At 64.2% G+C, this 10,923-nt stretch carries 9 protein-coding genes and 1 tRNA gene; 7 read left to right on the top strand and 3 right to left on the bottom strand.

Annotated features, from left to right (window positions below; genetic code table 11):
- Positions 1-138: 138 nt before the first annotated feature.
- Complete coding sequence (locus tag ACODSN_RS14775) at positions 139-468, bottom strand: TIGR02300 family protein (RefSeq protein WP_489056246.1); 330 nt, start codon at positions 466-468, stop codon at positions 139-141.
- Positions 469-678: 210 nt separating this feature from the next.
- Here ACODSN_RS14775 and aroA point away from each other — a divergent pair, with 210 nt between their 5' ends.
- The 7 genes from aroA (at position 679) to ACODSN_RS14740 (ending at position 7,215) form a co-directional block, all read left to right on the top strand.
- Positions 679-1,998, top strand: coding sequence for a 3-phosphoshikimate 1-carboxyvinyltransferase (gene aroA / locus ACODSN_RS14770; protein ID WP_489056251.1), 1,320 nt, complete (start codon positions 679-681; stop codon positions 1,996-1,998).
- On the top strand, positions 1,995-2,246 hold the full coding sequence (locus ACODSN_RS14765; RefSeq protein ID WP_489056245.1) for a CBU_0592 family membrane protein: 252 nt from the start codon (positions 1,995-1,997) through the stop codon (positions 2,244-2,246). Before aroA ends, ACODSN_RS14765 begins: the two co-directional genes overlap by 4 nt.
- On the top strand, positions 2,243-2,878 hold the full coding sequence (locus ACODSN_RS14760) for a (d)CMP kinase (protein WP_489056244.1): 636 nt from the start codon (positions 2,243-2,245) through the stop codon (positions 2,876-2,878). Before ACODSN_RS14765 ends, ACODSN_RS14760 begins: the two co-directional genes overlap by 4 nt.
- Positions 2,879-3,063: 185 nt before the next feature.
- Positions 3,064-4,776: a 30S ribosomal protein S1 gene (gene rpsA, locus ACODSN_RS14755; protein WP_489056243.1), complete on the top strand. Its 1,713-nt coding sequence runs from the start codon at positions 3,064-3,066 to the stop codon at positions 4,774-4,776.
- Positions 4,777-4,938: 162 nt separating this feature from the next.
- Complete coding sequence (locus tag ACODSN_RS14750; RefSeq protein WP_489056242.1) at positions 4,939-5,229, top strand: integration host factor subunit beta; 291 nt, start codon at positions 4,939-4,941, stop codon at positions 5,227-5,229.
- A 57-nt stretch (positions 5,230-5,286) separates the two neighbouring features.
- Positions 5,287-5,372: transfer RNA gene (locus tag ACODSN_RS14745), tRNA-Leu, on the top strand.
- Positions 5,373-5,430: 58 nt separating this feature from the next.
- Positions 5,431-7,215, top strand: coding sequence for a cation:proton antiporter domain-containing protein (locus tag ACODSN_RS14740; RefSeq protein ID WP_489056241.1), 1,785 nt, complete (start codon positions 5,431-5,433; stop codon positions 7,213-7,215).
- Here ACODSN_RS14740 and ACODSN_RS14735 read toward each other — a convergent pair.
- Both ACODSN_RS14735 and alaS read right to left on the bottom strand, forming a co-directional pair.
- Positions 7,212-8,150 carry a glutaminase gene (locus ACODSN_RS14735; RefSeq protein ID WP_489056240.1) on the bottom strand — a complete coding sequence of 313 codons (939 nt, stop codon included), beginning with the start codon at positions 8,148-8,150 and terminating at the stop codon, positions 7,212-7,214. The two genes, ACODSN_RS14740 and ACODSN_RS14735, sit on opposite strands and share 4 nt — an antisense overlap.
- A gap of 23 nt (positions 8,151-8,173) precedes the next feature.
- Positions 8,174-10,831, bottom strand: coding sequence for an alanine--tRNA ligase (gene alaS, locus ACODSN_RS14730; protein ID WP_489056250.1), 2,658 nt, complete (start codon positions 10,829-10,831; stop codon positions 8,174-8,176).
- Positions 10,832-10,923: the final 92 nt, after the last annotated feature.

Below are 10,923 nucleotides of genomic sequence, written 5' to 3'. Positions count from 1 at the left end.
AACCGCTGACCTCCTGCATGCCATGCAGGCGCTCTCCCAGCTGAGCTAAGGCCCCAAATTCCGCGACGCCGCTATGGGTTGGCGTCGGAGGCGCTGCCATTAGGTGGCGGCACCCCCCTTTGCAAGCGGAAAATTCACTCAGTTATCGTCGTCGCCGTCGTCGCCGGTGGCTTCGACGCCCAGATCGTCGTCGCCGCCCAGATCGACGTCATTATCCGGCGAATCATCGTCTTCATCGACGTCGATGTCCAGATCGTCGTCCGCCGTTTCCAGCGCGCCATCGGCGGTTTCGATGACCTTTTTGGGCGCTTCCTCATAAGGCAGCGGCTGCTTCGACTTCAGCACAGGCTCGGGTTCCCAGCTGCTGTTGCAGTTGATGCAGACCACCGGGCTGTCATTGCCAAGATCGTAGAAGCGCGTGGCGCATTTCGGGCAGGTACGCTTCGTGCCCCATTCAGCCTTGACCATGTCCGGGCTAATCCTTTTCAACTCAAATAGAAATCACGCGGGCCGATGCTATGTCGCCCGCGAAGCGTCGCGCGCCTTGCCATAGGCAAACCGCGCTGTCAAAAGCCGGGCGCAATTTTTCGGTTCCCCGGCGCACCGATTCCTCCGGCCACATTCGGCCAGCCATTTGCGGATAGTCCTTTGAACGCTTCGTCCGACCACGCCCTGCCCATGACCTTTGCGCCCGCGCCGCCCCTGTCGGGCACGGTCGGCGTGCCGGGGGACAAGAGCATTTCCCATCGATCGCTGATGCTGTCCGCTCTGGCCGTGGGCGAAAGCCGCGTCGAGGGATTGCTGGAAGGCGAAGATGTGTTGGCCACGGCGGCCGCGATGCGCGCCATGGGCGCCGATATCGTCCGCGATGACACGGGCATCTGGCACATTCACGGCGTGGGCGTCGGCGGCCTACTCCAGCCCGAAACCGCGCTCGACATGGGTAATAGCGGCACGTCCACGCGCCTGCTCATGGGCCTGATCGCGTCCCACGCCATCACCGCCACATTCACCGGCGACGCTTCGCTTAGCAAGCGGCCGATGGCGCGCGTGACCCAGCCACTGTCGCTGATGGGCGCGAGCTTCACCGCCAGCCCCGGCGATCGGTTGCCGCTCACCATGCGCGGTGCCTGCCCGGCGGTGCCGCTCGACTATCGGCTTCCGGTCGCGTCGGCGCAGGTCAAGTCCGCGATCCTGCTGGCGGGTCTCAATACGCCCGGCATCACCCGGATCGTCGAGCCGATCCCGACCCGCGATCATAGCGAGCGGATGCTGCGCGGTTTCGGCGCGGAGCTGAATGTCGAAGTCGAGCCGGACGGCACGCGAATCATCACCCTGGTGGGCGAAGCGGAACTGCGCCCGCAGCAGATCATCGTCCCCGGAGATCCCTCCTCTGCCGCTTTCCCGATCGTCGCGGCACTCATAACACCGGGGTCGGATGTCACCGTCACCAATGTCGGCCTGAACCCGACCCGCGCGGGCCTGTTCGACGTGCTTTTGTCGATGGGCGCAGACCTGCGCTTTTCCAACCGCCGCGACGTCGGGGGTGAGCCGGTCGCCGATATCACCGCGCGCTACGGCCCGCTCACCGGGGTCGATGTGCCGCCCGATATAGCGCCGAGCATGATCGATGAATTTCCGATCCTGTTCGTCGCCGCCGCCTTCGCCAAGGGCCGTACCCGCACCAGCGGCCTTGAGGAGTTGCGAGTCAAGGAATCGGACCGGCTCGCGCTGATGGCGAAGGGCCTCGCACAAATCGGCGTACGGGTCTCGGAGACGGAAGACGGCCTCATCATCGACGGCACCGATGGGGCGCCGCTGCCCGGTGGCGCTTCTGCGCCGCTGATCGCCGCCTCGCTCGACCATCGTATCGCCATGAGTTTCGCCGTGGCGGGCCTTGCCACCCGTGGCGGCCTGACGGTGGACGATATGCGCCCCGTCGCGACGAGCTTTCCGGGCTTCACCGCACTGCTGCAATCGCTTGGGGCCTGGGCATGACCTTTGACCTTGCCAACGTCGTGGGGCTGGCCGGCAGCGCGCTGATGGTGATCGCCTTTGCATATAGCAATATGGTCAGAGCGATGAACCTGACCGTATTCAACTTGTTAAATCTTGTCGGATCGCTGCTGCTGATCGCGTCACTGACTGTGCATTTCAACATGGCGTCGATGGCGCTGGAGATCATCTGGGCGCTGATCGCCATTCTCGGTCTGCTCAACACATTCAGAAAGCGGCTCTCGCGATGATCATTGCTGTCGATGGACCTGCGGCCTCGGGAAAGGGCACGATCGCAAGGGCGCTGGGTCGCCATTATGCCCTGCCCTGCCTCGACACCGGCCTGCTTTATCGCGCGGTTGGCCTGTCGGTGCTGAAGGCCGGGGGCGATCCCGATATTGAGCAGGACGCGCTTGCCGCCTGCGCATTCGACGATGCCCTCCTGGAGGAGCCCGCCTTGCGCAGCGAAGCCGTCGGCAGCCTCGCCTCGCGCGTTTCCATCCACCCGACCGTGCGTGAGGCGCTGGTCGCCCGCCAACGCGGCTTCGCCACCCAGCCGGGCGGCGCGATCCTCGACGGACGGGACATCGCCACCGTCATCGCGCCCGACGCCGACGCCAAGATTTTCGTGACCGCAAGCGTCCATGTCCGTGCGCAGCGGCGTTTCAGCGATGGCCTGGCGCATGGCGGCCATCCCGACATGGACAGCCTGATCGCCGACATTCAGGCGCGCGACACCCGCGACATGAGCCGCGATCACGCGCCGCTGCGCATGGCCGACGGCGCGGACTTGCTAGATACCAGCGATCTGACTATAGAGCAGGCCGTCCGACGCGCGATTGCGCTTGTGGACGCCCAGCTGAATGGTCGCCCCCGGTCCTGAAAAGGCGTTAGGCTGACCCGTCAAGGCGCGCGGATTTTCCGGGCGCCCTTTTCGCTTTTCATGCATCGGCGTCCCCGCCTGATCGTCCGACGGATGCCTGTGGGGCATGTGGTTCCATGGGCGGATTGGCCAAAGACCATCGGATACAACCGATTGGCCAGCAATGAATGACGAAGGACGACATAATGGCCTCAGTGGCATTCCCCTCGCGCGACGATTTCGCCGCGCTTCTCAATGATTCTCTCGGTGGCGAAGATGGCGGCTTTGAAGGCCGCGTCGTAAAGGGCACCGTTACCGGCATCGAAAACGACCTCGCCGTCATCGACGTAGGCCTCAAGAGCGAAGGCCGCGTGCCGCTGCGCGAGTTCGCAGCGCCCGGTCAGAAGGCCGACCTCAAGATCGGTGACGAAGTCGAAGTCTATGTCGACCGCGTCGAAAACGCCCATGGCGAAGCGATGCTGTCGCGCGACCGCGCCCGCCGCGAAGCCGCATGGGACAAGCTGGAAAGCGAGTTTTCGGAAAGCGCCCGCGTCGAAGGCGTCATCTTCGGCCGCGTCAAGGGCGGCTTCACCGTCGATCTCGACGGCGCCGTGGCCTTCCTGCCCGGTTCGCAGGTCGATATCCGCCCCGTACGCGACGTCACCCCGCTGATGGACATTCCGCAGCCCTTCCAGATCCTCAAGATGGATCGCCGCCGCGGCAATATCGTCGTGTCGCGCCGCGCCATTCTGGAAGAAACCCGCGCCGAACAGCGCAGCGGCCTCATCCAGACGCTGGCCGAAGGCCAGATCATCGAAGGCGTCGTCAAGAACATCACCGACTATGGTGCGTTCGTTGATCTGGGCGGCATCGATGGCCTGCTGCACGTCACCGACCTGTCGTACAAGCGCATCAATCACCCCAACGAGATGATCAACATCGGCGACACCGTCCGCGTCCAGATCATCCGCATCAACCGCGACACGCAGCGCATCTCGCTCGGCATGAAGCAGCTTGAGAGCGATCCGTGGGAAGGCGCGTCGGCCAAATATCCGATCGGCGCCAAGCTGTCGGGCCGCGTCACGAACATCACCGAATATGGTGCGTTCGTCGAGCTGGAAGCCGGCATCGAGGGCCTCGTCCATGTGTCGGAAATGTCCTGGACCAAGAAGAACGTCCACCCCGGCAAGATCGTTTCGACCAGCCAGGAAGTCGAAGTCATCGTCCTCGAAGTCGATCCCGAAAAGCGCCGCATCTCGCTCGGCCTCAAGCAGGCAATCTCCAATCCGTGGGACAGCTTTGCCGATCGTCACCCGGTTGGCTCGACCGTCGAGGGTGAAGTCAAGAACGCGACCGAATTCGGCCTGTTCATCGGTCTCGACGGCGACGTCGACGGCATGGTCCACATGTCCGACATCGCATGGGGCATTTCGGGCGAAGACGCGCTGGCGCTGCATCGCAAGGGTGAAACCGTCCAGGCGGTCGTGCTCGACATCGATATCGAGAAGGAGCGCATCAGCCTCGGCATGAAGCAGCTTGAGCGCGGCGGCCCTGCGGCTGGCGGCACGGCGGCGGCTTCGGCTGGTCTGAACAAGAACGCAGTCGTTACCGTGACCGTTCTGGAAGTCCGCGACGGCGGTCTGGAAGTCCAGGCTGGCGACGATGGCGCGACCGGCTTCATCAAGCGCAGCGACCTCGGCCGCGACCGCGACGAGCAGCGTTCGGAGCGGTTCCAGATCGGTCAGAAGTTCGACGCGATGATCACCGGCTTCGACCGGGCCAAGAAGCCGACCTTCTCGATCAAGGCGATGCAGATCTCCGAAGAGAAGCAGGCCGTGGCGCAGTACGGCTCGTCCGACAGCGGCGCGTCGCTCGGCGACATCCTCGGCGAAGCGCTGAAGGCGAAGAGCGAGGGCTGATCGCTCCTGCCCTGACCTGAAATGAAAAGCCCGCCGGACCGCACAGTCCGGCGGGCTTTTTCGTGATTTTCACGCGCGCGGCGGTCCCCCTATTGCCCGATTGTCAACAGCTTGCGCTTTCTCTATGCAAGGAAAAGCAAGCTCAGGCGCGTTGGAGGGACGATGATCCGCTCGGAACTGATTCAGAAATTGGCGGATGAAAATCCGGGCCTCACCGGGCCTGAGGTCGAAAAGATCGTCGATCTTTTCTTCAGGGAAATCGTCGATCGCCTGTCATCAGGCGGGCGCGTCGAACTTCGCGGCTTCGGCGCCTTCACGACCCGCGCGCGGGAAGCGCGAACCGGGCGCAATCCGCGCACCGGCGAACAGGTGCCGGTCTCGGCAAAGCGCGTGCCCTATTTCAAGCCGGGCAAGGAAATGCGTGAGCGGTTGAACGTCAAGTCGGAAGCCTGACACACGCCTGTCGCCCTTGACCTTCCGTTCGTCAGCGGTCAGGGACGAGCCGCACATGCGGACGTGGCGAAATCGGTAGACGCAGCGGACTTAAAATCCGCCTTCCCCTGGAAATGCGGGTTCAAGTCCCGCCGTCCGCACCAGATGGCGTAAAGCCGTATAATCACTGGTCATTGGCGACCGATGCCGCAATGATGGCGCATGGCCGATGTGATCAATCCCCATAGCTTCAGCGATTCTCTCGTCATCCTGGGCGCGGCGGGCCTGGTCATTCCTGGGTTTGCCCGGTTCCGCATCAGCCCCGTGATCGGTTTCATCCTGGTCGGGCTGGCGGTGGGACCCGCCGGGCTTGGGGCGCTGGTCGGTCAATATCCCTGGCTGTATCACATTACCATTTCCGATCGCGCGGCGATCCAGCCCTTTGCCGAACTGGGCGTCATATTATTATTGTTCTCCATCGGACTGGAATTGAGTTTCAAGCGCCTGTGGACCATGCGCACGCAGGTGTTCGGCGTCGGCGCGGCGGAATTGATTGGCAGCGGTGCGCTGATCGGGTGTGGCCTGTATCTGCTGGGCCAGTCGGTGTCGGGATCGGTCGGCCTGGGCCTCGCGCTCGCGCTCTCCTCGACGGCGGTCGTGCTGCCGATGGTCGGCACGCAAAGCGCGGTCGGGCGCGCCGCCTTTTCGATGCTGCTGTTCGAGGATCTGGCGCTTGTGCCGATCATCTTCCTGCTGGGCGCACTCGCTCCGTCCATTTCGGTCAGCCCCGACGGCGCATGGGCAGATCTTGCCGGCACGCTCATGAAGGGCGGCCTGACGATCGTCGTGATGCTGGTGCTGGGCCGCTTTTTCCTGCCCCATATATTCAGCCAGGCGGCGCAGACCAAAAGCCCCGAAGTGTTCCTCGCCGCCAGCCTGCTGGTGGTCATCGTCTCCAGCCTCGCAACATCGATCGCCGGTCTCTCCCCGATCGTCGGCGCTCTGCTAGCAGGCATATTGATCGCCGAAACCGACTATCATGGCGAGGTCGAGGTGATGACCGCGCCGTTCAAGGGGCTGGCGCTCGGTGTGTTCCTCATCACGGTCGGCATGAGCCTCGACATCCGCGTGATCCTTGGCAACTGGCCGGCACTGCTACTCGCCGTGCTCGGCGTCGTGCTGGTCAAGACGTTGGTGACGGCGGCGCTGCTCTATTTCTCCGGTGCGCGCAAGGGCGTCGCGCTGGAGGTGGGCGTGCTCATGTCCAGCCCGTCCGAAACGACGTTGATCGTCTTGACCGCCGCCACCGCCGCCAAGCTGATCCTGCCATCGACCGCCGCCTTCTGGCAAATCGTGACCGCGATAGGCCTCACCATTACGCCGCTGCTCGCGCGGCTTGGCCATGACATCGCCCGCCGTCTGGAAATGGCGCTGGGCGAAGAAGCGCCACAGGCCGAGGAAGAAGCCACCGAAGCCGCCGCGGTGGTGATCGGCTTCGGCCGCGTCGGACGCATGGTATGCGACCTGCTCAGGATCCATGGCCAGCGCTTCATCGTCGTGGAATCCGATCCCGATGTCGTGGCCGACGCCCGGCGCGACGGCTACCCGATCCGTTTCGGCGACGTGTCGCGGGTAGAGATGCTCGACAAGCTGCGCCTTGGCCATGCACGCGCGCTGATCCTGACCATGGACGATCCGGTGTTGTCGGTGCGGGTCACGGGCCGGGTGCGCGGCTGGGTGCCCGATCTGCCCATCATCGCGCGTGCCCGCGATACCGATCATGCAGCGCAGCTCTATCGCGCCGGGGCAAGCGACGCGGTTCCTGAGACGCTGGAAAGCTCGCTGCAACTGGCGGAAACCGCACTGGTCGATCTGGGTGTGGCGATGGGACCAGTGATCGCGTCGATCCACCAGACCCGCGAGGATCTGCGCCTCGGCATCAAGGATGCCGCGCAGATGGATGTCGCCCCGAAGCTGCGCCGGCTTCGCCCGGACGAGGTGGGTTAAGCGTCTCCCTCGGTCGGGCTGAACACCGACCAGCCGGTGCGCCGCGCGAGGTCCTCCAGCGCCAGCGTGCCGAGCTGGCTGTTGCCATTTGCGTTGAGGCCGGGCGACCAGACCGCGATAGAAGCGCGGCCCGGCACGATCGCCAATATGCCGCCGCCAACGCCTGACTTGCCGGGAATGCCGACGCGGAAGGCGAAATCGCCCGATGCGTCATAATGACCGCAGGTCAGCATCAGCGCATTGATGCGCCGTGCGCGGGCGGGCGGGATCACCCTGCCCCCCGCCGGATGCGCGCCGTCCAGCATCAGATAGCGGCCGGCAAGTGCCAGCTGACGGCAGCTCATCTCGATAGCGCATTGGTGAATATAGCTGCCGAGCACCAGTTCCGCCGCATGGTGCACCGTGCCGAATGCACGCATATAATTGGCGAGCGCGATATTGCGGAAGCCAGTCGCGGTCTCGGACGCAGCGACCGCTTCGTTGATGGCGATGCCGTCATCTTCGGCCAGATAGCGGACGAAGCGCAGCATCTCCCCGATTGCGACGCGCGGCTGATGTCCGCCCAGATTGACGTCGGCGACGACGATGGCGCCTGCGTTGATGAAGGGATTGCGCGGCACTCCCTTCTCCTGCTCCAGCTGCACGATCGAGTTGAAAGCGTTGCCGGACGGCTCTCGCCCGACCCGTTCCCACAGCTGGTCGCCCACCTTGCCCAGCGCTAGCGTCAGCGCGAACACTTTCGAGATCGACTGGATCGAAAAGCCGGTGTCGGCGTCGCCGCCCGCAATCATTTCGCCGTCCGCCGTGACGATGGCGATCCCGAACTGCGCCGGGTCTATCCCCGCAAGTTCGGGGATATAGTCCGCGACCTTGCCCCGATCATCCGCCGCCCTTATCGCGGCGACGATATCGCTGACGATCCGGTCGAGGCTCATCGGGGGGCTATCGCCGCGCGGCGTCAGGCCGGGACACGCGCCAGCGCCGTCTTGACCGCGTCGATCGCTGCGGCCGCCTTGTCGCCATCCGGCCCGCCACCCTGCGCCATGTCGGGCCGCCCGCCGCCTCCCTTGCCGCCCAGGGCCTCGACGCCCGCGCGCACCAGATCGACCGCGCTGATCGAAGCGGTGAGGTCGTCGGTCACGCCGACCGCGATCGTCGCGCGACCGTCCACCACCGCCAGCACCGCCGACACGCCGCTACCGAGAGCTTTCTTGTTGCCGTCAACGATGCCGCGCAATTCCTTGGGGTCGAGACCGTCGATGACCTGTGCAAGGAAGGGAATATTCCCCACCTGTTCGGGACCGGCGGGGGCAGCGCCCGATCCGCCGCCGCCCAGCGCCAAAGCCTTCTTTGCTTCAGCCAGCTCGCGTTCCAGTTTACGACTCTGCTCGACCAGCGCGGCGATGCGAGCCGGAACTTCATCGGGCGTGGTTTTGAGCGTGGCGGCCGACTGGCGCAGGCGATCCTCACGGTCGGACAGCCACAGGCGCGCGGCCTCGCCGGTCAGCGCCTCAATCCGGCGCACACCAGAAGAAACGGCGCTTTCGCCGATGATCTTGAACAATGCAATGTCGCCGGTCGCACGCACATGGGTGCCGCCGCACAGTTCGACCGAATAGCTATTTGCCTCACCGCGTCCCATCGAAAGGACGCGGACCTCGTCGCCATATTTTTCGCCGAACAGCGCCATCGCGCCCGCGCCGATGGCGTCGTCCGGCGTCATCAGCCGTGTCGTCACTTCCTCATTATGGCGGATTTGCGCGTTCACATCCGCCTCGACCTGCGCGATCTGGCTGTGGGTCAGTGCTTCGGGATGGGAGAAGTCGAAGCGCAGCCGTTCCGGCGCAACCATGCTACCCTTTTGCGTGACATGCGGTCCGAGCAGATTGCGGAGCGCAGCATGCAGCAAATGGGTGGCGCTGTGATTGGCGCGCAGCCGGTCGCGGCGTTCGACGTCCACTGCCAGATGCACGGTGTCGCCCACCTTGACGCTGCCCGCGCCGATCGTCGCCTGATGCGCGTGCAGACGGCCAAGCGGCTTGGCGGTGTCCGCCACATCCGCGACCAGTCCGCCAAGCGAGGTAATCGTGCCCGCATCGCCATTCTGGCCGCCGCTTTCGCCATAGAAGGGCGTCTGGTTAGTGACGATCGTCACCTTGTCACCGGCGGTGGCGGAGTCGAAGTTCACACCGTCCCTGACAATTGCGAGCACTTCGCCCTCGCCGTCGGTCGAACTGTAGCCGATGAACTCCGTGTTACCTGCCTTTTCCGCGATATCGAACCAGATTTCGTCCGACGCTTTTTCGCCCGACCCCTTCCACGCGGCGCGCGCGGCGGCTTTCTGTTCGGCCATGGCGCTGTCGAAACCGCTGCGATCGACGGCAAGGCCGCGCGAGCGCAGGGCATCTTCGGTCAGGTCGTAAGGGAAGCCAAAAGTGTCGTAGAGCTTGAACGCCGTCTCACCGGGCAGCGTGCCGCCTTCGCCCAGATCGGCGGTCGCTTCGTCCAGCAGGCGCAGGCCGTTTTCGAGCGTGCGGCGGAAACGGGTTTCCTCGCGCAACAGCGTTTCCTCAATCAACGGCTGGGCGCGAACCAGTTCGGGATAGGCCGCGCCCATTTCGGAGACGAGGCTGCCGACGAGCCGGTGCATCAACGGGTCTTTCGCGCCGATGATATGGGCGTGGCGCATCGCGCGGCGCATGATCCGGCGCAGCACATAGCCGCGCCCCTCATTCGCGGGCAGCACGCCATCGGCCATCAGGAAGCTGGTCGAGCGCAGATGATCGGCGATGACGCGGTGGCTGGCCTGAAATTCACCATCGGTCGCGGTTTTCGTCAGTTCGCCGGATGCCTCGATCAGCGCCTTGAACGTGTCGATGTCATAATTATTGTGGACGCCCTGCAGGACGGCGGCGACCCGCTCCAGCCCCATGCCGGTGTCGATGCTGGGCTTGGGCAGTTCGCCAACGATTTCATTGGCTTCCTGCTCATATTGCATGAAGACGAGGTTCCAGATCTCGACGAAGCGGTCGCCATCCTCCTCCGGCGATCCGGGCGGACCGCCCCAGATATGATCGCCATGATCGAAGAAGATTTCGGAACAGGGGCCGCACGGGCCGCTATCCCCCATCGCCCAGAAATTATCCTTGGTCGGGATGCGGATGATGCGGCTTTCGGGCAGGCCCGCGATCTTGCGCCACAGGTCGAACGCCTCGTCATCGGTATGATAGACGGTCGCGGTCAGCCGGTCGGGGGACAGGCCCCATTCCTTCGTCAGCAAGGTCCAGGCATGGGTGATCGCCTGTTCCTTGAAATAGTCGCCGAAGCTGAAATTGCCCAGCATTTCGAAGAAGGTATGATGCCGCGCGGTGTAGCCGACATTGTCGAGATCATTATGCTTGCCGCCCGCGCGGACCGACTTCTGGCTGGAAGTCGCCGTCTTGTAGGGGCGCGTTTCAAGCCCGGTGAAAACGTTTTTGAACGGCACCATGCCCGCATTGACGAACATCAGCGTGGGATCGTTATGCGGCACCAGCGGCGCGGACGGAACGATGGTGTGGCCGGCTGCTCCGAAATAGTCGAGGAACGAGCGGCGAATGTCGTTGGTCGATGTCATGAGCGCGATGTAAGCGAGAGCGCTTCGGCGCACAAGCGGGGCTTTTCGGCGCTCGGGCCGATGAGGTCGTCAATCGGGGCGAGCGGCCATAA

The organism is Sphingobium sp. FG11 (assembly GCF_057809915.1).
This window is presented reverse-complemented; position numbering and strand designations above follow the sequence as displayed.

Coding starts and splice junctions, on each gene's coding strand:
- ACODSN_RS14750 (WP_489056242.1), top strand. CDS start 4,939: ATGATCCGCTCGGAACTGATTCAGAAATTGGCGGATGAAAATCCGGGC.
- ACODSN_RS14760 (WP_489056244.1), top strand. CDS start 2,243: ATGATCATTGCTGTCGATGGACCTGCGGCCTCGGGAAAGGGCACGATC.
- ACODSN_RS14740 (WP_489056241.1), top strand. CDS start 5,431: ATGGCCGATGTGATCAATCCCCATAGCTTCAGCGATTCTCTCGTCATC.
- aroA (WP_489056251.1), top strand. CDS start 679: ATGACCTTTGCGCCCGCGCCGCCCCTGTCGGGCACGGTCGGCGTGCCG.
- ACODSN_RS14775 (WP_489056246.1), bottom strand. CDS start 468: ATGGTCAAGGCTGAATGGGGCACGAAGCGTACCTGCCCGAAATGCGCC.
- rpsA (WP_489056243.1), top strand. CDS start 3,064: ATGGCCTCAGTGGCATTCCCCTCGCGCGACGATTTCGCCGCGCTTCTC.
- ACODSN_RS14735 (WP_489056240.1), bottom strand. CDS start 8,150: ATGAGCCTCGACCGGATCGTCAGCGATATCGTCGCCGCGATAAGGGCG.
- alaS (WP_489056250.1), bottom strand. CDS start 10,831: ATGACATCGACCAACGACATTCGCCGCTCGTTCCTCGACTATTTCGGA.
- ACODSN_RS14765 (WP_489056245.1), top strand. CDS start 1,995: ATGACCTTTGACCTTGCCAACGTCGTGGGGCTGGCCGGCAGCGCGCTG.